This is a genomic window from Sphingomonas sp. BK036 (genome assembly GCF_004216825.1).
Taxonomy (GTDB): domain Bacteria; phylum Pseudomonadota; class Alphaproteobacteria; order Sphingomonadales; family Sphingomonadaceae; genus Sphingomonas.
Map to the genome: position 1 here is coordinate 1,288,819 of NZ_SGXR01000003.1, position 20,351 is coordinate 1,309,169.

Annotated in this window: 23 protein-coding genes; 7 read left to right on the forward strand and 16 right to left on the reverse strand. The window is 67.5% G+C overall.

Annotated features, from left to right (window positions below; all coding sequences use genetic code 11):
• Window positions 1-37 precede the first annotated feature (37 nt).
• The 8 genes from EV283_RS06140 to EV283_RS06175 form a co-directional block, all read right to left on the reverse strand.
• A complete protein-coding gene (locus tag EV283_RS06140; protein ID WP_130323484.1) occupies window positions 38-421 on the reverse strand; it encodes a DUF3168 domain-containing protein in 384 nt (127 codons plus the stop codon).
• Window positions 418-978: a hypothetical protein gene (locus tag EV283_RS06145; RefSeq protein WP_130323486.1), complete on the reverse strand. Its 561-nt coding sequence runs from the start codon at window positions 976-978 to the stop codon at window positions 418-420. The genes EV283_RS06140 and EV283_RS06145 overlap by 4 nt, the downstream gene beginning before the upstream one ends.
• 124 nt (window positions 979-1,102) lie before the next feature.
• Window positions 1,103-2,104: a phage major capsid protein gene (locus EV283_RS06150; protein ID WP_130323488.1), complete on the reverse strand. Its 1,002-nt coding sequence runs from the start codon at window positions 2,102-2,104 to the stop codon at window positions 1,103-1,105.
• 289 nt (window positions 2,105-2,393) lie between these two features.
• Window positions 2,394-2,819: an HK97 family phage prohead protease gene (locus tag EV283_RS06155; protein WP_130323984.1), complete on the reverse strand. Its 426-nt coding sequence runs from the start codon at window positions 2,817-2,819 to the stop codon at window positions 2,394-2,396.
• Entirely contained in the window at window positions 2,819-3,124 is a 306-nt protein-coding gene (locus EV283_RS06160; RefSeq protein ID WP_207223039.1) for a DUF6127 family protein, read from the reverse strand. The genes EV283_RS06155 and EV283_RS06160 overlap by 1 nt, the downstream gene beginning before the upstream one ends.
• Window positions 3,124-4,245, reverse strand: a complete 1,122-nt coding sequence (locus EV283_RS06165; protein ID WP_130323493.1) for a phage portal protein — start codon at window positions 4,243-4,245, stop codon at window positions 3,124-3,126. Before EV283_RS06165 ends, EV283_RS06160 begins: the two co-directional genes overlap by 1 nt.
• 113 nt (window positions 4,246-4,358) lie before the next feature.
• Window positions 4,359-5,696, reverse strand: coding sequence for a terminase family protein (locus EV283_RS06170; RefSeq protein WP_130323495.1), 1,338 nt, complete (start codon window positions 5,694-5,696; stop codon window positions 4,359-4,361).
• Complete coding sequence (locus tag EV283_RS06175) at window positions 5,693-6,367, reverse strand: hypothetical protein (protein WP_130323497.1); 675 nt, start codon at window positions 6,365-6,367, stop codon at window positions 5,693-5,695. The genes EV283_RS06170 and EV283_RS06175 overlap by 4 nt, the downstream gene beginning before the upstream one ends.
• A gap of 365 nt (window positions 6,368-6,732) precedes the next feature.
• Between EV283_RS06175 and EV283_RS06180 the strand changes: the two genes are divergently transcribed.
• Window positions 6,733-7,269: an energy transducer TonB gene (locus tag EV283_RS06180; protein WP_207223040.1), complete on the forward strand. Its 537-nt coding sequence runs from the start codon at window positions 6,733-6,735 to the stop codon at window positions 7,267-7,269.
• 76 nt (window positions 7,270-7,345) lie between these two features.
• Here the strand turns inward: EV283_RS06180 and EV283_RS06185 are convergent, their stop codons facing one another.
• From EV283_RS06185 to EV283_RS06195, 3 genes are all read right to left on the reverse strand, one after another.
• Window positions 7,346-7,570, reverse strand: coding sequence for a hypothetical protein (locus tag EV283_RS06185; RefSeq protein WP_130323501.1), 225 nt, complete (start codon window positions 7,568-7,570; stop codon window positions 7,346-7,348).
• A 145-nt stretch (window positions 7,571-7,715) separates the two neighbouring features.
• Window positions 7,716-8,024, reverse strand: a complete 309-nt coding sequence (locus tag EV283_RS06190) for a hypothetical protein (RefSeq protein ID WP_130323503.1) — start codon at window positions 8,022-8,024, stop codon at window positions 7,716-7,718.
• 879 nt (window positions 8,025-8,903) lie between these two features.
• On the reverse strand, window positions 8,904-9,785 hold the full coding sequence (locus EV283_RS06195; RefSeq protein ID WP_130323505.1) for a 3-hydroxyacyl-CoA dehydrogenase NAD-binding domain-containing protein: 882 nt from the start codon (window positions 9,783-9,785) through the stop codon (window positions 8,904-8,906).
• Between the two features lie 71 nt (window positions 9,786-9,856).
• Here EV283_RS06195 and EV283_RS06200 point away from each other — a divergent pair, with 71 nt between their 5' ends.
• Together EV283_RS06200 and EV283_RS06205 are read left to right on the forward strand one after the other, a co-directional pair.
• Complete coding sequence (locus EV283_RS06200; protein WP_130323507.1) at window positions 9,857-11,005, forward strand: DUF1176 domain-containing protein; 1,149 nt, start codon at window positions 9,857-9,859, stop codon at window positions 11,003-11,005.
• 194 nt (window positions 11,006-11,199) lie between these two features.
• Window positions 11,200-11,916 carry a hypothetical protein gene (locus EV283_RS06205; protein ID WP_130323509.1) on the forward strand — a complete coding sequence of 239 codons (717 nt, stop codon included), beginning with the start codon at window positions 11,200-11,202 and terminating at the stop codon, window positions 11,914-11,916.
• 44 nt (window positions 11,917-11,960) lie between these two features.
• Here EV283_RS06205 and egtD read toward each other — a convergent pair whose 3' ends face one another.
• The 4 genes from egtD to EV283_RS06225 form a co-directional block, all read right to left on the reverse strand.
• Window positions 11,961-12,938, reverse strand: a complete 978-nt coding sequence (gene egtD, locus EV283_RS06210) for an L-histidine N(alpha)-methyltransferase (protein ID WP_130323511.1) — start codon at window positions 12,936-12,938, stop codon at window positions 11,961-11,963.
• Window positions 12,938-14,206 carry an ergothioneine biosynthesis protein EgtB gene (gene egtB / locus EV283_RS06215; protein WP_130323513.1) on the reverse strand — a complete coding sequence of 423 codons (1,269 nt, stop codon included), beginning with the start codon at window positions 14,204-14,206 and terminating at the stop codon, window positions 12,938-12,940. The genes egtD and egtB overlap by 1 nt, the downstream gene beginning before the upstream one ends.
• 54 nt (window positions 14,207-14,260) lie before the next feature.
• Window positions 14,261-14,845: a cob(I)yrinic acid a,c-diamide adenosyltransferase gene (locus EV283_RS06220; RefSeq protein ID WP_130323515.1), complete on the reverse strand. Its 585-nt coding sequence runs from the start codon at window positions 14,843-14,845 to the stop codon at window positions 14,261-14,263.
• A 144-nt stretch (window positions 14,846-14,989) separates the two neighbouring features.
• Window positions 14,990-15,220: a twin transmembrane helix small protein gene (locus EV283_RS06225; RefSeq protein WP_130323517.1), complete on the reverse strand. Its 231-nt coding sequence runs from the start codon at window positions 15,218-15,220 to the stop codon at window positions 14,990-14,992.
• A gap of 83 nt (window positions 15,221-15,303) precedes the next feature.
• On the opposite strand from EV283_RS06225, the gene EV283_RS06230 reads away from it, so the two are divergent.
• Window positions 15,304-15,654, forward strand: coding sequence for a DUF3147 family protein (locus EV283_RS06230; protein ID WP_130323519.1), 351 nt, complete (start codon window positions 15,304-15,306; stop codon window positions 15,652-15,654).
• 25 nt (window positions 15,655-15,679) lie between these two features.
• Here the strand turns inward: EV283_RS06230 and gluQRS are convergent, their stop codons facing one another.
• Entirely contained in the window at window positions 15,680-16,504 is an 825-nt protein-coding gene (gene gluQRS / locus EV283_RS06235; RefSeq protein ID WP_130323521.1) for a tRNA glutamyl-Q(34) synthetase GluQRS, read from the reverse strand.
• Window positions 16,505-16,593: 89 nt separating this feature from the next.
• Between gluQRS and EV283_RS06240 the strand changes: the two genes are divergently transcribed.
• The 3 genes from EV283_RS06240 (at window position 16,594) to ppc (ending at window position 20,344) form a co-directional block, all read left to right on the forward strand.
• Entirely contained in the window at window positions 16,594-17,160 is a 567-nt protein-coding gene (locus EV283_RS06240; protein ID WP_056418900.1) for an HNH endonuclease, read from the forward strand.
• Between the two features lie 25 nt (window positions 17,161-17,185).
• Window positions 17,186-17,578, forward strand: a complete 393-nt coding sequence (locus tag EV283_RS06245; RefSeq protein WP_130323523.1) for an EF-hand domain-containing protein — start codon at window positions 17,186-17,188, stop codon at window positions 17,576-17,578.
• 90 nt (window positions 17,579-17,668) lie between these two features.
• Complete coding sequence (gene ppc / locus EV283_RS06250) at window positions 17,669-20,344, forward strand: phosphoenolpyruvate carboxylase (RefSeq protein WP_130323525.1); 2,676 nt, start codon at window positions 17,669-17,671, stop codon at window positions 20,342-20,344.
• Window positions 20,345-20,351 lie beyond the last annotated feature (7 nt).

The following is a 20,351-nucleotide window of genomic DNA, read 5'->3' on the forward strand; positions in this document are numbered from 1 at the left end:
TCAGCCCCTTTTCAAAGCCCGTGTCCCACCGAAACGCTCAACTCTCGCGGTACATCCGCACCAGCAACTCGCTCGTCCCGCGCCACCGATCGCCGACCCGCAGCACGCGCGACCGCACCAGCGCCAGCCGCACCACCCGCCACCCCTCGCCCAGGTCGGCGGGAAGCCCGTCCAGCCCGTCCTCCGCCGCCGCCAGCAGCCCGCGCAGCCGTACCGGCCGCTCGCCGCCATCGTGCAGCGTCAGCACCACCCGCCCCTCGCGCCCGCTCCAGCTCTTGGTGCTCCAGTCCGACAGCACCGGCTCGTCGACCACCGCATAAGGCAGCCCACCACGCGCCGGCGGCGCATCGAACACGCTTACGTCCAGCACCGCGGTCAACCGCGCGACGATCGCCGCCTGCAGCACGCCCCGCGCGCTCATGCCGACACCCCCAGGTGGATCGCCGGCCCCAGCCGCATCCGCCGATAGGGCCGCCACAGCGCCGCGATCGCCGCGGGCGGCGCGACATCGCTCTCGCGGTGATCGAACAGATGCGCGACCAGCATCGCCACGCCCTGCGCGATCGGCGCCGGGACCGCCTCGAAACTCGCCGCCAGCCCGGCAGAATACGCCACCGCCACCCGCCCCGCAGAGCCCGCCGCGATCACCCGCACCCACCCGACGCCATCCGCGTCGATATCGACCGCATAGGCGCCGACCCCCAGCACGAACGGCGCGCCCTCCGCCGGCAACCCGGTCACCCCGGCAATCACGCTGACCGGGGCCACCATCAGCCGCTGCCACCCGGCAGCATTGGTCACGACATCCTCGAACGGCCGCACGATCACCGCCGCCCCCAGAAACGCCTCCGCCAGCAGCACCGCCGTCTGCGCCAACCGCGACAGCACCGCGTCTTCCCCCGTCTCCACGCGCAACAAAGCCCGCGCCGCGACGACCACCTCAGCGATCACCCCGGCAGAAATCGCCGACCCACCCATCGAACTTCTCCTCTTTCCCTCGCCCCTCCGGGGAGAGGGAGGGGCCCGCGCGCCCTTGCGCGTGGGAGGGAGAGGGGCGTGAGGCCAGGAACGCCCCGCCCCAAACCCCTCACCCCCCCGCCGATCACGCCACCGAGAACTTCATCAGCTTGATCGCCTCGGAATTCGTCACGCACCCGCCGACCCGCTTGGTCGCGTAGAAGCTGACGAACGGCTTGTTCGAATAGGGATCGCGCAGGATCCCGGTCTCGGCGCGCTCGGTGATGAGGTAGCCCGCCTTGAAGTTGCCGAACGCGATCGCCAGCGCGTTCGCCGCGATATCGGGCATGTCCTCGGCCTCGACCACCGGATAGCCGAGCAGCGTCGCCGGCTGCCCCGCCGCCAGGCTCGGCGCCCAGACGAACGCGCCATCGGTCGTCTTGAACTTGCGGATCCGCGCCAGCGTCGCCGCATTCATCACGAAGCTCGCGCCCTGCCGATAGGGTCCGCGCAACGACTGGACCAGATCGATCAGCCGCTCCTGCGGATTGGCCGAAAAGTCGCCCGCGGTGCCGCTCGCCAGATATTGCAGAGTCCCGAACGCGCGCACGCCGTCAGCGGTCGTCGCGGTCGCGGACGTCAGGAACCCCTTGGGCCGCGCCACCCCCGATCCGGACACGAACGCCGCGCCCTCCGCCTTGGCGAACTCCATCGCGATCTCGCCCGCCAGCCATGCCTCGACATCGAACGCGGCATCGTCGAGCATCGCCTGGCTCGCCGAGGGATTGGCGTACAGCTCGCCCGTCGGCGGCGCGATCTCGACGAACACCGGCGATGCCGTCTCGGGTCGCGCGGCATTTTCCGCCGCCCAGCCCGATGGCGTGCCGCCCGTGGTCACCAGCTTGCGATACCCGGCGCTGCCCACCTTCACGACGTTGGCGAGCGCGCGCAGCGGCGAGATCCCTTTGAGCAACGTATCGATCTGCGCATCGATCTCGCGCGGCACCGCAAAGCCGCCCGCATCCCCCGTCACCCCGGTAAACGCCTTCATCTCCAGCGTCGCGCCAGTCCGCACGAACCCCGCAAACGCCGCATTCACGCCCAGGGGTGCCACCCCCTCCAATACCGGCCGGTCCACAACACCCATGTCGATCTCCTCCACAGAAACGAAAAAAGGCGCCCCGCAGGACGCCTCAAGAAACTGCCAAAAACCCCTCTCCCCTCCGGGGAGAGGGAGGGGCCCACGTGCGCTTGCACGTGGGAGGGTGAGGGGCGTGAGGCTAGGAACGCGCCCCCCAAAACCCCTCACCCTCCCGTCGCCTACGGCGCCTCCTTCCCTCTCCCCTCCGGGGAGAGGGACAAGCCCCCCTACCCCTCTCCCTTCAGGGGAGAGGGAGGGGCCCGCGGCGAAGTCGTGGGAGGATGAGGGCACGTCGCTAAGGCACCACCTCGACCCGCGCCAAAGCCTGCATCGGCACCGCCACCAAACTCACCTCCACCAGCACCACCGCAAGCAGCTCCCGCCGAGCCCCCTGCCGCACCGACGTCGCCCGATACCCCACCGACAGCCCGGCCACCCCCCCAGACCGCACCAGCCGGGCAAGCTCAAGATCCGCGACCACCCCCTCGACCCGCAACCCGCGCGCATCCTCGCCGACCAGCGACAGCGTCCCCACCGCGCCCCCGCGATGCTGCCACAACAGCGGCACCACGCGCGCATCGGCAAAGGCCCCCCGCCGCATCACGTCCCCCGCCCGGTCGACGACATCGAACACCGCGGCATAGCCCGCGAACGCGACCGCGCCCCCTCCCCGTTCGTCCCGAGTAGCTGTCGAGCCTGTCGAGACGGCATATCGAGGGATCACTTCAGCCACGCGGCAAACCCCAGCTTCACCGCCAGCCCCGCCAGCAGCAGCGCCATCGCCAGCCGCGCGATCCACCCCATCACCGCCTTCCACGCCGACCGCTTCGCATCGCGCCACGCCGCCAGCAGCTCGCGCAGCTCCGCGACGTCCTCCCGCGCGCGCTCGTCGCTCAGCGCCACCCGCGCCAGCGCGCGCGCCGCGCCCAGCTCGCCCGCCTCCTCGGCGATCGCGCGCAGCGTCACCAGGTCCACCCCGCGCTCCGCCCCCTGCCGCATCAACTGCGCCAACACCGCCCCATCCATCACGTCGCCTCCTGTATCTCGAGGAGCGCGCGCTTCTCCGCATCGCTGAGAAACGCAGCCCCGCTCACCATCCCCCAAAGCCGCGCGCGGTCCTCCGCGAGCGCGGGCACCCGGTCGAGATCGACCGCCAGCGTCGCCGCCTCGAACCAGCCCTGCAGCCCCTGCGCGATCCCGCCGAGCACCGCGGTCGCCAGCGGCAGGATCGCGAGCCGCCACAGCGCGCGGTTGGCCTCGCGGTAATTCGCATAGGCCGCGTCCCCCGGCAGCCCGAGCAGCATCGGCGGCACCCCGAACGCCAGCGCGATCTCGCGCGCCGCCGCCGCCTTGGTCCCCATGAAATCCATGTCCGCGGGCGTCAGGCTCAGCGTCTGCCAGCGCAGGCCGCCCTCCAGCAGCATCGGCCGCCCGGCATTGCCCGCCCCGGCAAAGCTCGCCTCCAGCTCGCTCCGCAGCCGCTCGAACTGCTCGGTCGACAGAGTCGCGCCATCCTTCGCATCGTACATCAGTGCCCCCGACGGCCGCGCCGCATTGTCGAGCAGCGCCTTGTTCCACCGCGACGCCGCATTGTGGATCGCCACCGCGCCCGACGCCGCGCCCAGGCACCCCAGGCCATAATGATCGTCAACCGGGTTGAAGGTCTTCAGGTGGATCACCTCGGGCCGCACCGGATCGGCGTGCAGCCGGGTCACCCGCTCGCCGACGCGGTACCGGTAGGCCGCCGGCCACCCGCCCGCATCGGGCTCGACGCTCACCCGCTCGGGACGCAGCGCATAGAGTTCGGCCGCGCCGCCCTCGACGTCGCGCAGCACCTGCACATACGCGTTTCCGTGCAGCATCAGGTGCGCCGCCACCGTCTCGATCAGCGTCTGCCCCGCCGACCGCGCCATCGCCAGCGCCAGCAACGCCGGGTCCGACGCGACGATCGGCGCGCTCCCCAGGCCCTCCACCACCAGCTTGACCGCGCGCTGCGCGATCGGATTGTCGAGATACGCCTCGCGCACCTGCGCCTCGTAGCTGCGCGGCCACTCCCCAAACGCCGCGCCCCCGACCACGCCAGTGGCCGACCGCGACAACACCGGACGCGACTCATCGCGCCCGGATTTCCACCCGAACAATTTCATGTCGCTCTCCTGAAACGTCCCCTCTCCCCGCCGGGGAGAGGGAGGGGCCCACGCGCGCTTGCGCGGGGGAGGGTGAGGGGCGGTGAGGCTCGGACGATCCGCCCCGAAACGCCCTACAAAACCCGCACCGAAACCTTTGCCCGCGGCCCCAGCATCACCTCGGTCATCGCCCACACCAGCGCATCCGCGCGATCCGGCGACCGCCCCGGCCCCTCATAGCCGCCACCTGCGATCAGCCCGCACAGCTCGTCCTCCAGCGCCGGGAACGCGCCCACGTGCCACGCGCGGCCGCACTCGTACAACGCCGCCACCGGCTCGGCCCGCGCGGTCTTGCCGAGCGACGCATGCACCAGCCGCACCGGCATCGCGCGGTCGGCGCCGGCCAGCACGCTCGCCACCATCTTGCCCCCCTGGTTCGCCTCCGCGATCACCCGGTCCGCGCCGTGCCGCGCCGCGCACTCGGCCACCGCGCGCGCCCAGCCCTCGGGGCTGGCCCCCGCCACGCTCGCATCCTCGAGCACATAGCCAAAGCCGTCGCCGCCCAACGCCACCGCAACGATCCCGCACGCATCGCCCGGCCCGCCGGTCACGCTGCCCGCGGGCGGATCCACCCCAACCACGACGCGCGCCACCGCCGGCGCGCACGCCACCCGCCGCGATTCAAGCAGGTCCCGCGTCCACAACGCCCCCGCGACATCCTCGATCAGCTCGCCGTCCAGCTCCTGCCGCCCCAGCCGGGTGCCCGCATAGCTCGCGGTGACCGCCTCGACGAAGCTCGCGGGCAGATGCACATTGTCGCGAGTCCGCCCCTGCGAGCGCACCACCCCCGGCAGCGCCAGGATGCGCCGCAGCAGCGCCACAGGCCGCGGCGTCGTCGTCACCACGATCCGCGGCAGCGTCCCCAGCCGCAGCCCCATCATCAGATTGTCCCATGTCGCATCACCGTTGCGCCATTTCGCCACCTCGTCGCACCACGCGACATGATGCTCGGGCCCCCGCAGGCTCTGCGGCGCCTCCGCCGAATAGGCCGACGCCAGCGCCCCGTTCGCAAAGCGCAGCTCGCCCGCGCCCGACCGCCAGACCGGATCCTCGTCGTCGCGCGCGACCGCGAGCAACCCGCTCTCGCCCTCGATCATCACCCGCCGCACATCCTCGCTGGTCGCCCCCACCAGCGCGATCCGCGCGCCCGGATTGTCCCGCGCGATCTGGCTGACCCATTCCGCCCCGGCGCGAGTCTTGCCGAACCCGCGCCCCGCCAGGATCACCCAGATCCGCCAGTCCGCCCCCGCCGATCCCGCCCCGATATGCTGCCCCGGATGCGCCCACACCGCCCAGCGCTCCTGCAGCTCGCGCCGCTGCGCCGTGGTCAGCGCGCCCAGCACCCAGTCCGCCCGGCTCCGCGGCAACAGCGCAAGCTCCGCCACCGGATCACGACCACCCGCCTCGCTCATGCCGAAGGCTCGTCGTGCGCATCATGCTCGATCACCTTGCCCCCCACCCGCTTAACCTCCGCCGCCGCGATCCGCTTCGCCAGCGCGTCGAGGTGCTTGATCAGCGCCGCATCGGTCTCCTCCGCCGACGCACGCGCTTTCCGCCCACGCCCGCCCGCCGTCCCCGCGACCCGGTCCGCATTCCGCGCCAGCAACCGCAACGCCAGATCGACCGACGTGATACCCGCCGACCGCGCGCCCCCGCCAGCATCGGGCACCACCGCATCCCTCGCCCCCTCAACCGCGCGCGCATCCGAGGCGGCCTTCCGCCGCGCCGCGCCGAACCCTTCGGTCTTCGCATGCGCGCACGTCGCATCGCGCGCCTGCGCGATCCCTGCCTCGATCGCGGGCGACGGGTCGATCCCCTCGAGCGCGAGCGCCATCAACCCCTGTTCGAGCCGGCCATAGCCCTCCGCCAGCGCCTCCTGCCACTGCGCCGCGAACACCGGATCGCGCCGCCGCAGATAATAGGCGCCGCAATCGGTCATCCCCATCGCCGCGGCGGAGGCGCGCACGTTGCACGTCGCGCTCAGCATCGCGAAGAACCCGGCGCGCCGCGCCTTGGTCCAGCCGTCCTTGCGCACCGCGGCGCACTGCACGATCCGTTTCTCCCCCGCCACCAGCCGCACCATCCCCGCTCTCCCCCCGACAGGACCCGCCAGACCGCAAAAGGGCCGGCGACACCCGAGGCTCCCACCCCGACCGTCCCGGCCCGACTCGCAATGCTTCAGCGTTCCTGTTGTGTACAAAACGAGCGTGACGATGTCAAGCTTTTTAACCGATATGGTTCATAGACCGTCACTGCAACCCTACGCCTGCAAGCGATCTCCCCCACCACATGCGCTACACTTGAGAGAGGCCGCAGTTTTGAGTAGTATTCGACAGTAAGAATCACACCTGTACCGAAGGGCTGACAAGACATACTCCCAACAGCTCGAACCAGCTTGTGACAAAGACAGGGGTTAGCATGCAAAGGATCCCAGCTCTATTTGCCCTGGTGCTGCTAGCCGGCGCCGCAAGTGCACAGGAGACTCCGCAGGAGGTAACCCGGCGAACCAACGGCGAAATCCAGTTCGCCAATTACCCGCGCGGCTCGCTCGCACGAGGCGAACAGGGCACCGTCGGCATCGACGTCACGACCGACCGGCAAGGTCGGCTACGGTCCTGCGCGGTATCGAAGAGCAGCGGCTTTCCCGCGCTGGACGAGGCGACGTGCGACCTCCTCATTACCCATCTGAAGATGAAGCCCTGGCTCGCGCCCAATGGCGGCGGCGTGGTGACGCGCCAGCAAGGCCAGGTCATCTGGGCGCTGCCGAAGGACTATAAGGGCCCGATCGCCAAGCCCGCCACAACGCTGGCGCTCAATACGAAATCGGCGGATCCGAACCGCAAGATCTGCCGCCCGCAGGCGACCACGGGTTCGCTCATCGCCAGCACGCGCATCTGCCTGACGCGCGCGCAGTGGCAGATGCAATATCTCCATGCCCAGGAAGAGACCCGGAATATGCGCCCGGGATTCCTGCCGGGAGAATGAGAAGGGCGAGAACGCTTACCCGACCACGCTACCGCTTCGCACATATCCAAAGACTAGGGTCTCGCACTGTCCGCTGCTATGAGAAAAGCGGACATAAACTCTTCAACGCCGACACGAGATGCGTGAAAGCGTCTATGTTCGCTTTCTGATGCGAAAGCACCCCGGCAGTAATGTCGTGCGTCGTTCCATCCGGCATGACGAGCTGCGCCTTCACGCCGCCGGTACTGAAGAGATCGACCTGTCGCAAAGCCTCTTCGCGCTGCTCGTTCGCCCACTCGATCAAGTCATCTGGTGTCTTCACCGTCCGCACTCCCCTCCGCCGTCGGCATCGTAGCACGGCATCGAATTATGCGTCTTGTGGCCGCTTGTGGGCAACCGCGGAATGGCCGAGATGGAGAGGGAAGCGGAAAGGCTGCTTTTGGCTGAACGCTGCTTAAAGCAGACGATTAAATGATGATGCCCTGCCGATAGGCGAGCTTGGCAGTGCCGCGAACTCGCGTTCCGCGCCGCGTTACCATGATCCCTATCGGGCGATCTATTCGAGTCATTAGTACGCCGAGGCAGTCATACTTTTCCATGCTGACCTCCCGGTCAGTTTCCACATGAATGGCAATACATTCAGGGTTTCCGCTGAAATTACGCAGCACGACGTCATCGCCGAGAAACCGCCGAATCGTTTCGCTGATGAACCTCGCTTCTTCCCCAGTCAGAGGAAGCGGAGCGATCGGCGCGGCCTGTGGACGGGCGGCTGGCATAGGGAACAAGGTAGCCAATTTAGCAATGTCCGCAATTGGTAACGGCAGCGGGGGCCATGAGTGGCCGAGATTGGGCGTAATCGGAATGTCCGGAATGGAGAGGATAGCGGAACGGCCGCTTTCGGGCCGCGCTTGCGGTAATCAGCCATTCGTTCAGGATGCCGCCAAAGGGGGCGCGAACGTCCCTTGGTGGTGGCAAGCGGACCGACGGCTTTTGGGACGACTGAGTTCGTAAAATGACATTCGAATGCTAACGTCATAGGATGGGTCGAGACAAAACACGTACGAGCCGAATCCTAGGTGGCGGAGTCGTAGCTGCGTGGACCGTTTTGGCCTGGTACCCCGTAGCTTTCTTCGCAGGATGGACCGGGTCGATTTCCGATGTCCTTTTAAATCAAAACGGCGATCACCTCTGGGCGACGCTCGCTTTGTGGTTGGTCGCGCTATCCCCCCTCTATCGGTTGGTGGATGTTGCTCAAAGGTAAGTTCAATAACTTCTGACGACCGCGTTTGGGCAAAAACGAAATGGACAGTACGGACGCTATGGACGCTGACGGCGTAGGCTCAGAACGATTCCGAAAGTCACAAGTCCGCAAGCCAGAGCGAAATAAAGACTTCCTGCGAGTACCCCTAATCCGGACAGCCCGTCGTTAGGAGCGGTATGCAAGTACCACTCAGTCAGAGCCACCTTCATTGGGTAGAAGCCCGTGGGGAGAGCAATAGTGCCCAGCAAAGTGGCAAGACTAATTCGTTTCCACGTCATCCAGTAAGACTGCCAGCATAAACTAATGTCTGCAATCGGTGGATGCTTGAAGATCATCGAACGACCGCATGTGGGCGTTTGTGTCGCCCCCCCCCCCCGACACATCCGCCCCTCCCTCACCGCGTCGGCACGGGCTCCGCGCCCGAATAGTCGTAAAACCCGCGCTTGGTCTTGCGCCCGAACCAACCGGCCTCGACATATTTCACCAGCACCGGCGCGGGCCGGAACTTGGGATCGCCCGTCCCTTCGAACAGCACGCGCGTGATCTCCAGGCACGTGTCCAGCCCGATGAAATCCGCCAGCGTCAGCGGCCCCATCGGATGGTTCAGCCCCAGCTGGCAGGCAAGATCGATGTCGCGCACGCTCGCCACGCCTTCGCCGAGCGCAAAGCACGCCTCGTTGATCATCGGCATCAGCACGCGGTTGACGATGAAGCCCGGCGCGTCGTTGGCGTGCACCACCTGCTTGCCGAGGCGCTCGGCATAAGCCTCGACCGCCGCCACCGTCGCGTCCGACGTCGCGAGGCCGCGGATCAGCTCGATCGGCCGCATCACCGGCACCGGATTGAAGAAATGCACGCCCATGAACCGCGCCGGATCGGGGGCCGCCTGCGCCAGCCGCGTGATCGGGATCGACGACGTGTTCGACGCCAGGATCGCGTCCGGCCCGAGCACCTTGCCGACCTCGGCGAAGATCGCGCGCTTGACGGCCTCGCGCTCGGTCGCCGCCTCGACGACGATGGCGCAGTCGCCCATGTCCGCCACGCTGGCGACCGGCTCGATCAGCGCGAGCGCGCCGTCACGCGCGTCCGACCCGATCTTTTCCTTCTCGACCAGCCGCGCGAGCGCCTTGGCGATCCCCGCCTTGCCCTTTTCGGCCTGCTCCAGCGATACGTCCGCCAGCAGCACGTGGAAGCCAGCCTGTGCCGACACCTGCGCGATCCCCGCGCCCATCTGCCCTGCGCCGATCACGCCGATCGTCTGCCCGGTCCCGCTCATGTCTCTCTCCTGCTTTGTTGCGCCCTCCCTAGCGGCTTTTCCCTGCGCTGCCACCGCGCTAGGCTGTGGCCATGTCGTGCAAACCGATCTTTTCCGCGCTGGCCGCCGCCCTCGTGCTGCCGCTGATGGCCTGCTCGCCAAGCCAGCCCACGCCGCAATCCGCGCAGAAATCCGTGCCGGAGCCCGGGCCCGGACCAAGGGCAACCCCCGCCACGCCGCGCCCGCCCGCGCCCGCAACCGATTCGCACGCCAGTCCGACGCCCGGCACGCTGAAGACCTTCGCCGACTGGACCGTCGGCTGCGACACCACGCTGCGCTGCACGCTCGCCTCGCTGCTCCCCGAGCAGGGGCTTAGCGAGGACATGATAACGCTGAACCTGATGCGCGAACCCGGCGCCGTGGCGCGCGGCGGCGGCACGGTCTCGCTCGCGCTGGAGACCCGCAACGACGAGGCCGCCACCACGCGCCCGCCCGCCAGCTTCGCCGTCGACGGCAAGCCCGTGGCGCTGCACGACGCCGCCACGCTCGCCGCGCGGATGGCCAACGCCGCGTCGCTCGCGATCCTCGACGCGAAAGGCGGCACGCTCGCCACGCTGTCGCTGAAGGGCGCCGCCGCCGCGCTGCGCTACATCGACGCGCAACAGGGCCGCGCGGGCAGCGTCGACGCGATCGTCGCGAAAGGCCCCGCCCCGTCGCGTGCGCCCACCCCGGCCCTCCCCGTCATCGCCGCGATCACCCCCGGCGGCGCCGCCTCCAGCCTCACCCCCGCGCAGATCGCGACGATGCGCAAGCGCGGCGAGTGCGATCTCGGTGGCGCCGAGGGTGGCGGGGACCCAACGCTGTTCGCGCCCGAGGTCCACGCGCTCGGCGACGGCAAGTCGCTCGTGCTCCTCCCCTGCTCGACCGGCGCGTATAATCTGATCGGCGCGCTGTTCATCGTCGAGGGCGCCGTCGTCACCCCCGCCCGCACCGACGCGCCCGCGGGCTTCGACGCGACCGGCGCGGACTCGGGCACGCCCGTCCAGAGCGTCGTCAACGGCGCGTTCGAGAACGGCGTCCTCACCAGCTACGCCAAGGGCCGCGGCCTCGGCGACTGCGGCTCGCACCAGAGCTTCGTCTGGGACGGCACCCGCTTCCGCCTGTCCGAGCAAGCCGACATGGGCGAATGCCGCGGCAACATCGACTACATCACCACCTGGCGCACTAGGGTGGTGCGCTGACGGCCAAGGGACACAAGCTATTGTCGCGCTGCTGGCAATCGCGATCTCCTAAATCCCCCATGCCTCCAAAAGTCTCCCCCGAGTTAAACTCGAAATGGATCAAGATTTTGTAAGTCTTGCTACGTTGATGGCGTTCAATACGCTATGGTAGTGCCGCCAGACGCGGATGGGGATCCGCGTTTTATGGGGGCATAATGAAGTATCTTGTTATTTTCAGCGCGTTCGCGCTGACGGCGACGCCTGCGTTCGCCAAACTAGAAATCAAGCCGGCGCCGACGTCTGCTCAAATCGTTCGCTTCGATCGCGGCGTTCCAACGATCGAGGAAGATCTTGCCGATCAGCAGGCCGCCGTACGTGTCGTTCCGCTTCCTGGCCTCGATCATGGAAGCCTGACGTTCCGCGTCGCGGTATACAACAAGTCGAAATCACCCATCAACATTGGCGTCGAGAACATGTCGTTCTCCTACGCGCAGGAAACGCTATCCGTCTTCACTAAGGAGCAGGTGGAATCCAAGACCAAGAAGCGGGCAATGTGGTCGCAGATCGGCTATGCAATGCTCGCCGGGGCGGCTGCGGCGGCTCAGGACAATAATACGACCGTGACGACGTACGCACCGGGCGGGCGCATCTATCGGACGGTTATCGATCGCCCCGGCCTGAGCGATGGGCAGCTTGCAACCGTCGCCGCTGGCGGTGGTGCGATCGCGCTCAGCCAGATCGGCTTGAACAAGACCCTGGAAATGCTCAACGATGAGTATGTCCAGACCACCACGCTCGATCCGGAGAGCGGGTATGGCGGGCGGATCGTCTGCTCGAAGGTGAACAAGCCGAAGGTCGGCGAGATGGTCGTCCTCGCGGTCGAGATAAACGGCGAGCGGCACCTGTTCAGCTTCCGGATCGACAAGGCCTGAGCGTCATCGGTGCCTCGTAGCCCCTGCCACGAGGCACCCCTTGCTTACGGCGCCGGCCGCTCCACCTGCGCCTCGGCGAGATACACACCGAACAGCCCTTCGGGGTCGGTCCACTCCGCCACCGGCGTCCACCCCCCCGACCGCAACAAGATCCGCGCATCCCGCGCACCATATTTGTGCGAATTCTCCGTGTGAATAGTGTCACTTGCAGACATTTCGAATGACCGCCCGTCGACTGTGAAAGCGACGTCCCGCACCGCCTCTAGATGCATCTCCACGCGCGCGCGATCGTCGTTCCACACCGCCTTATGCGCAAACGCGTCGAGCGGGATGTCGCCGCCCAGTTCGCGGTTGATCCGCTCGAGCAAATTCATGTTGAACGCCGCCGTCACGCCCTGTGCATCGTCATAGGCCGGCACCAGCACGTCCGCGCCCTTGATCCGGTCCATCCCGATCAACAGCATTGCGCCAACGCCGAGCGAACTGCGCATCGCGCGCAACAGGTCGACCGCCATCAGCGGGATCATGTTGCCGATCGTCGACCCCGGAAAGAACCCCAATTTCGGCGTGTCGGCGATCGTCTTGGGAAGGCTGAGCGGCCGCATGAAATCCGCCTCGAACGGCAGCACCAGCAGATCGGGGAATTGCTGGCCCAGCGCCTTCGACGATTCGCGCAGGAAGTCGCCCGAAATGTCGATCGGCACATAGACGGACGGCGCCACCGCATCGAGCAGGATCGGGGTCTTGGTCGACGATCCGGAGCCGAACTCGACGACTGCCCGCCCCGCGCCGGCGATCGCCGCCACCTCGGGGCACGCCGTCTCGAGGATCGAACGCTCGGTCCGAGTCGGATAATATTCGGGCAGGTCGGTGATCGCCTCGAACAGTTCCGATCCGCGCCGGTCGTAGAACCACCGCGCCGGGATCGCACGCGGCCGCCGCGCCAGCCCGTCCAGCACGTCCGCACGGAATTGCGGGTCGGCGAGCGTCTGCTGGCCGTCCTCGATCTCAGGCTTCAACATCAGATATCTTTCGCCAGGCGCACGCCGGTGAACTGCCACCGTTGGTGCGGATAGAAGAAATTGCGATAACTTGCGCGCGCATGGCCGCGCGGGGTGGCACAACTGCCACCGCGCAGGATGAACTGCGACGTCATGAACTTGCCGTTATATTCGCCGACTGCACCCGCCGCCGCGACAAACCCCGGATAGGGCCGATACGCGCTGCCGGTCCATTCCCAGACATCGCCGAAGAACCCCGGACCACCGGTCGATGGCCGTGGCTCGACGGGGCCTGCGACATCCATCTGGTTGCCACCGCTCGCATCGTGCGAGGCTGCCGCCGCCTCCCATTCGAACTCGGTCGGCAAGCGCGCGCCGGCCCAGGCCGCATACGCATCCGCCTCGAAAAAGCTGACATGCGTCACCGGCGCCGCCGGATCGATCGCGCGACGCCCGTCCAGCCCAAACCGGGTCCAGCCCGACTCGCCTTCTTCCCAATAGAGCGGCGCGACGATGCCCTCGGCCTTCACCCACGCCCAACCGTCCGCCAGCCAGTACCGCGCCTCGGTATAGCCGCCGTCCGCGATGAACGCGGCCCATTCGCCGTTCGTCACCGTCCGGTCCGCGATCGCATGCGGTGCCAGCAGCGCTTGATGCCGCGGCCCTTCGCAATCGAACGCGAACCCGTCGCCCCGATGCCCAACCTCGACGATCCCGCCATCCTTCGCGATCCAGCCGATCGCGCCCGGCATTTCGACCGGCACCTTACGCGCCGCCGGCCACATCGCAGGCTCGAGCGGATTCTCCGAAAACATGTGGAGGATGTCCGTCACCAGCAATTCCTGGTGCTGCTCCTCATGATGACAGCCGAGCGCGACCAACGCGTGCGCGTCCGCGGACAGGTCCGGGAGCGCCGCCAGCACCGCCGCGTCGACATGCGCGCGATACGCCCGCACCTCGTCCAGCGACGGCCGGGTCACCATCCCGCGCCGATCGCGCGCATGCCGACGGCCCTCGGCCTCGTAATAGCTATTGAACAGGAACGGGAAACGATCGTCGTGCAGCGCGTAACCCGCGACATGATCGCGCAGGACGAACGTTTCGAAAAACCAGGTTGTATGCGCCAGATGCCATTTCGTCGGCGACGCATCGGCCATCGACTGCACCGTCGCATCCGCATCCGACAGTGGCGCGGCCAGGTCCAGCGACAGCGCACGAACCTTGGCAAAGCGGCCCGCTAATTCGGACTGCTGCGACGGGGACACTGTGGAGCGAACGGGATCCGGCATCGGCTTTCCTTCTATCCGGCACTTTCCGCGCAGCGCTCGAACGGAGGCGCACACCTAGTCGCGCATAGCCCCCGGTTGCCATAGAACGTCGCCGGCCCCATTTTGGTTCACCGCCCGCGATGCAACAAACAGGAAATCAGACAGCCTGTTAACATACGCTAATGCCGCCGGATTCAGCCGCGACTCCACCGCGACGGCGGATCGCTCGGCGCGCCGCGTGATCGCGCGGGCCAAATGCAGCGCTGCCGCCTGCGGCGATCCACCAGGCAGGATGAAGCTGCGAAGCGGCGCGAGGTGATCGTTCATCGCATCGATCTCGCGCTCCAGCCGCGCGACCTGCGACGGGACGATCCGCAACACCATCTCGGACGGCGCGAACGCGTCATCGTCCGCCCCCTCGCTGGCGGGCGTCGCTAGATCCGCGCCGAGATCGAACAGGTCGTTCTGGATCCGCGCGAGCGCGGCGGCCAACGGATGTTCCCCCAACGCGACCGCCGCCACGCCGATCGCGGAGTTCGCCTCATCGACGTCGCCGATCGCCTGGATCAGCGCGCTGGCCTTCGACACGCGAGACCCGTCGACCAGACCGGTCGTCCCGGCATCACCCGTGCGCGTGTAAATCGTGTTGAGCTTGACCACCGGTCGGTTCCTTCAGTGCGATCGATTTGGAGGACCGCCGGGTCTTCGGTTCGAGCCATGCCGCGGTCGAAGCTACTGCACCCTCCTCGCCATTCCAACGAAAGCCGGAACGACTAGGAGGGGATGAGCAAAGGAAAGAGTGCCTCAGTTACGCCCGGCAGCAAACAGGATCACCACCACGATCAGGATCGCGAGCGCCTGGAAGAAGATCCGCTGCTGCATCATCCGATTCGATTTCAGCGACGCGGCGCTTGGCCCGTTGCCGTCGCGGACCTGCGCGCTGCCCTCCTGCAGGAACGACACGACGCCCCGCACCAGAGCCACGACGGTCGCGATCATGGCCGCGATCAGGAGGATGACGAGGAAAGTGTTCATGGATCGAATGTAAGCGCGCGCGCCAACGCTAGCAATGCCGCGTAGCATATTGTGAAGGACCGCATGATGCGCGCAAATACCCTATGTTATACCTGACGCTGAAAGCCATGATTTCGGGCGTGCTGATCGCTGCGGCATCGGAGATCGCCAAGCGCTATCCCGGCGTCGGCGCGCTGGTCGCCTCGCTGCCTCTGGTCTCGGTCCTTGGCATGATCTGGCTCTGGCACGACAAGCCGGACCCGCGAACGATGGCCGCGCACGCCGGTGCCACCTTCTGGTACGTGCTGCCTTCGCTGCCGATGTTCCTGCTGATCCCGGCGATGCTCCGCCACGGCGCACCGTTCTGGCTGTCGCTGCTCGCGGGCTGCATGCTGACGATCGGGCTCTACGCGGCAATGACTTGGGCCGCGCCACGCCTCGGGATCCAGCTGTAGCGACATAACCGCCCCCGCGGCGTTGCTACAGCAGTCGGTTGCGCACCCGAGCCGCGAGCGCCAGCCCGTCCTCTCCGGCCGCGCGCATCGCCGCCAGCGACGGCGCCCCGTCCCGCTTCGCCAGCCGCCGTCCTTCTGCATCCACCACCAGCGGATGGTGATGATAAGCCGGCACCGGCAACCCGAGCAGCGCCTGCAACACTCGGTGGACGTGCGTCGCCGCGAACAGATCCACCCCGCGCACCACGTCGGTCACGCCTTGCGCGGCATCGTCGATCGTCACCGCGAGGTGATAGCTCGCCGGCGCATCCTTGCGCGCCAGCACCACGTCCCCCTGCGGCATCGGATCGGCGACGACGCGGCCAGCCGCCGCATCATGCCACGTCAGCGTGCCCGTTTCCGCCAGCGCCTTGCCCATATCCAGCCGCCAGCACCGCGCGTCCGTCCGTGCGGCGATCGCCTCGGCCGAAAGCCCCCGGCACGTCCCCGGATAGGCGGGCCCGACGTCGCCCTGCGGCGCCGACGCGCTCGCCGCGATCTCGGCGCGCGTGCAGAAACACGGATAGACCAGCCCCCGTGTCTTCAGCGTTTCCAGCGCCGCCTCGTAGGTCGCCAGCCGCGCCGACTGGAACACCAGTGCATCCCAGCGCAGCCCGAGCCACGCCAGATCCTCGATAATGCCGTCGACCAATTCGGGCCGGCTCCGCGTCCCGTCGATATCCTCGATCCGCAGCACGAACTGCCCGCCGCGATCGCGCGCAAAGTCGTGCGCGCGGATCGCCGACACCGCATGGCCCTCGTGCAGCCGCCCCGTCGGGCTGGGCGCGAACCGCGTGATAACGGTCACGATGCTTGACCTGACGCCATGCGCCGTGCTGTCATGTCCTTGTCATCGCTGTCGTCCATAGGGCGTTTCGCGAAGCCTGAGTGGGAGGAGCCGTGTTTCACCCCGACCTGATACGCCACCCGGATGGTTGTCCGGCGCTCGTGCTGAATGCCGATTACACGCCGCTTTCTTACTATCCCCTCAGCGTCTGGCCGTGGCAAACCGCGATCAAGGCGGTGTTCCTCGATCGTGTCGACATCGTCGCCACCTATGAACGCGAAGTCCGCAGCGCCAATTTCGCGCTGAAACTGCCCTCGGTGATCGCGCTCAAGCAGTTCGTCCGACCGTCGCAATTTCCCGCCTTTACCCGCTTCAACCTGTTCCTGCGCGACCGGTTCACCTGCCAATATTGCGGCAAGTTGCGCGATCTCACCTTCGACCATGTCGTACCGCGCGCGCAAGGCGGCCGTACCACCTGGGAGAACGTCGTCACCGCCTGCTCGCCCTGCAACCTCAAAAAGGGCGGGCGCACGCCCAGACAGGCGGCGATGCCGCTCCATATCGAACCGATCCGCCCGACCAACTGGCATCTGCAGGAACACGGCCGCAGCTTCCCGCCCAACTACCTGCACGACACATGGCACGACTGGCTGTATTGGGACGTTGAGCTCGAAGCCTGAGGGCTTTTCATCAACGGGAGATACTATGCGGATCGGACTCGGAGCAGCTTTTGCTGCGACAGGACTAATACTGTCGAGCGCACTGCTGTCTGCCTGTGGCGACAAGGATGCGCAGCGGGCCCAGGCCGATGCCAATGCGGTGGGCTTCGTGCCGCCGTCGGTGACGTCACGGCTCGATTTCGGCGCCAGCATGGAACGCCGCTTCCGCACGCTCGATCGCAACGCCGATGATCGCGTCACCAAGGACGAGCTGCCCTCGCCCAACGCGCGCATCAAGGCGTTCGACCGGAACAAGGACGGCGTCATTACCGCGATCGAGTGGAGCGAAGGCACGCTCGCCTGGTTCGACCGGATGGACCTGAACCGCGACGGCACCGTGACATCCGAAGAGCGTGCGGAGTCGCGCAAGCGCCAATAGGCGAAATTATCTGTCGTGCAGCGGCACGTCTGCACGACAAATCTACCGTGCGAGGTTGACCTGATCCCTGCCGCAGCGCAGCAGGGAATCATGGCCAGCCTTCCCGCAATCGCGAACAATTCCGACATCCGCTTCCTCGGCAAACTGCTCGGGGACGTCATCCGCGCCTATGGCGGCGAGCGCCTGTTCGAGGCCACCGAAACGATCCGCAAGGCCTCGGTCGAGCGCCACCGCGACGCCTCCGAAGGCAAGCCTGGCGACGATCGCGCGGTCGATCTCAGCCTCGAAAAGCTCAGCCTTGACGAGACGCTCGATTTCGTCCGCGGCTTCATGCTGTTCTCGATGCTCGCCAATCTCGCCGAGGACCGCCAGGGAATCGCCGCAGAGGACGGCGCCGACCTAGCCTCTGCCATTGCCCAGCTCGAATCCGAGGGCATCTCGCGCGCGCAAATCCGCACGCTGCTCGACCACGCGCTGATCGCGCCCGTGCTCACCGCGCACCCGACCGAAGTCCGGCGCAAGAGCATGATCGACCACCGCAACCGCATCGCCGAGCTGATGGCCTTGCGCGATCTCGGCCGCGACACGACGCCCGATGGCGACAGCGTCGACGACGCCATCCTCCGCCAGATCGCTCTCCTCTGGCAGACTCGCGTGCTGCGCCGCGACCGGCTCTACGTCACCGACGAGGTCGACACCGCGCTTAGCTACCTGCGCGACGTGTTCCTCCCCGCGCTCCCCGCGCTCTACCAGCGCTGGGACCGCGCACTCGGCGAACGCACGCCCAGCTTCCTGCGCCCCGGCAGCTGGATCGGCGGCGACCGCGACGGCAACCCCTATGTCACCGCCGACTCGCTCCGCACCGCGCTGTCCAAGGCGAGCGAAGCCGTGCTCGGCTATTATTGCGAGGCGGTGCACGCGCTCGGCGCCGAGCTGTCGATCTCGACCGAACACGCCCCCGCCGACGCCGCGGTGCAGGCGCTCGCCGACGCCAGTGGCGACGACGCTGCCAGCCGCAGCGACGAGCCCTATCGCCGCGCGCTTTCTGGCATCTACGCACGTCTGGCCGCAACGCACGAGACGCTGACCGGCAAGCCGTCGCCGCGCCCCGGTCGCCTGACGGGCAAACCCTATGCCAGCCCCGCCGACTTCCGCGCCGATCTCGTCACGCTCGCGCACGGCCTCGGCTCGGCGCTGAAGACCGGCGGTGCACTCGGCCGGCTGATCCGCGCAGTCGAGACGTTCGGCTTCCACCTCGCCACGCTCGACCTCCGCCAGAACAGCGCGGTCCACGAACGCGTCGTCGCCGAACTGCTGAACGTCGCCGGTGTCGAAGGCGATTACCTCGCGCTCGACGAAGACGCGCGCGTTGCCCTCCTCCGCCGCGAACTCGCCAACGCGCGCCCGCTCACCTCGCGCTTCGCCGCCTACACAGACGAAACCGCAGGCGAACTCGCGATCGTCCAGGCCGCCGCCGACGCGCATGCCGCCTATGGCCCCGCGTGCATCACCAACTACATCGTCTCGATGGCGCAGTCGGTCAGCGACCTGCTCGAAGTGAATCTCCTGCTCAAGGAAGTCGGCCTCTACCGCCCCGGCGCGCGCGCCACCGCCGCGATCATGGCGGTCCCGCTGTTCGAGACGATCGGCGATCTCGAAGCCGCCCCCGGCGTCATGACCGCGTGGTTCGCGCTCCCCGAAATCGCCACCATCTCGACCGCGCGCGGCCATCAGGAAGTGATGATCGGCTATTCCGACAGCAACAAGGACGGCGGGTATCTCACCTCCACCTGGCAGCTGTCGAAAGCGTCGACCGCGCTCAAGCCCGTCTTCGCCGCGGCCGGAGTCGGCATGCAACTGTTCCACGGCCGCGGCGGTGCGGTCGGGCGCGGCGGCGGCTCGGCGTTCCGCGCGATCCGTGCGCAGCCGCCCGGCACCGTCCAGGGCCGCATCCGCATCACCGAACAGGGCGAAGTGATCGCGGCCAAATACGGCACGCGCGACGCGGCGATGACCAATCTCGAGGCGATCGCCTCCGCCACGCTGCTCGCCAGCCTCGAGCCCGAACGCCTCTCCAACGCCGACAATGCCAGCTTCTCCGCGGCGATGGACACGCTCAGCGCCACCGCGTTCCACAGCTACCGCGACCTCGTCTACGGGACGGAGGGCTTCCGCACCTTCTTCCGCCAGATGACGCCGATCGCCGAGATCGCCGGGCTCAAGATCGGCAGCCGTCCCGCCAGCCGCACCAAGTCCGACCGGATCGAAGACCTCCGCGCGATCCCCTGGGTCTTCAGCTGGGCACAGGCGCGCGTCATGCTCCCCGGCTGGTACGGCGTCGGCCGCGCGATCGCCGATTTCGAGGACAAGGCGCTGTTGAAGGACATGGCGCAGGGCTGGCCGCTCTTCGCCTCCGCGCTCGCCAACCTCGAAATGGTGCTCGCCAAATCCGACATCGGCATCGCCGAACGCTATGCGGGGCTGGTCGAGGACGATACACTCCGCGCGATCTTCACGACGATCCGCGACGGCTGGCACCAGACGCATGACGGGCTTCTGCAGGTCACCGGCCAGTCGCGCCTGCTCGAAAAGCACCCCGCGCTCGACGCCTCGATCCGCCTCCGCCTCCCCTATATCGAGCCGCTCAACCTCCTCCAGATCGAACTCATCAAACGCCGCCGCGCCGGCGAGGACGACCCCCGCATCGGCGAAGGCATCCTCCTATCAATCAACGCGATCGCCACCGCGCTGAGAAACAGCGGCTAAAGCTGCT

Bases quoted from the DNA above. Each gene is read 5' to 3' on its own strand.
- EV283_RS06140 (WP_130323484.1), bottom strand. From the start codon at position 421: ATGAGCGCGCGGGGCGTGCTGCAGGCGGCGATCGTCGCGCGGTTGACC.
- EV283_RS06145 (WP_130323486.1), bottom strand. From the start codon at position 978: ATGGGTGGGTCGGCGATTTCTGCCGGGGTGATCGCTGAGGTGGTCGTC.
- EV283_RS06150 (WP_130323488.1), bottom strand. From the start codon at position 2,104: ATGGGTGTTGTGGACCGGCCGGTATTGGAGGGGGTGGCACCCCTGGGC.
- EV283_RS06160 (WP_207223039.1), bottom strand. From the start codon at position 3,124: ATGGATGGGGCGGTGTTGGCGCAGTTGATGCGGCAGGGGGCGGAGCGC.
- EV283_RS06165 (WP_130323493.1), bottom strand. From the start codon at position 4,245: ATGAAATTGTTCGGGTGGAAATCCGGGCGCGATGAGTCGCGTCCGGTG.
- EV283_RS06170 (WP_130323495.1), bottom strand. From the start codon at position 5,696: ATGAGCGAGGCGGGTGGTCGTGATCCGGTGGCGGAGCTTGCGCTGTTG.
- EV283_RS06175 (WP_130323497.1), bottom strand. From the start codon at position 6,367: ATGGTGCGGCTGGTGGCGGGGGAGAAACGGATCGTGCAGTGCGCCGCG.
- EV283_RS06190 (WP_130323503.1), bottom strand. From the start codon at position 8,024: ATGCCAGCCGCCCGTCCACAGGCCGCGCCGATCGCTCCGCTTCCTCTG.
- EV283_RS06195 (WP_130323505.1), bottom strand. From the start codon at position 9,785: ATGAGCGGGACCGGGCAGACGATCGGCGTGATCGGCGCAGGGCAGATG.
- EV283_RS06200 (WP_130323507.1), top strand. From the start codon at position 9,857: ATGTCGTGCAAACCGATCTTTTCCGCGCTGGCCGCCGCCCTCGTGCTG.
- EV283_RS06205 (WP_130323509.1), top strand. From the start codon at position 11,200: ATGAAGTATCTTGTTATTTTCAGCGCGTTCGCGCTGACGGCGACGCCT.
- egtD (WP_130323511.1), bottom strand. From the start codon at position 12,938: ATGTTGAAGCCTGAGATCGAGGACGGCCAGCAGACGCTCGCCGACCCG.
- egtB (WP_130323513.1), bottom strand. From the start codon at position 14,206: ATGCCGGATCCCGTTCGCTCCACAGTGTCCCCGTCGCAGCAGTCCGAA.
- EV283_RS06225 (WP_130323517.1), bottom strand. From the start codon at position 15,220: ATGAACACTTTCCTCGTCATCCTCCTGATCGCGGCCATGATCGCGACC.
- EV283_RS06230 (WP_130323519.1), top strand. From the start codon at position 15,304: ATGTTATACCTGACGCTGAAAGCCATGATTTCGGGCGTGCTGATCGCT.
- EV283_RS06245 (WP_130323523.1), top strand. From the start codon at position 17,186: ATGCGGATCGGACTCGGAGCAGCTTTTGCTGCGACAGGACTAATACTG.
- ppc (WP_130323525.1), top strand. From the start codon at position 17,669: ATGGCCAGCCTTCCCGCAATCGCGAACAATTCCGACATCCGCTTCCTC.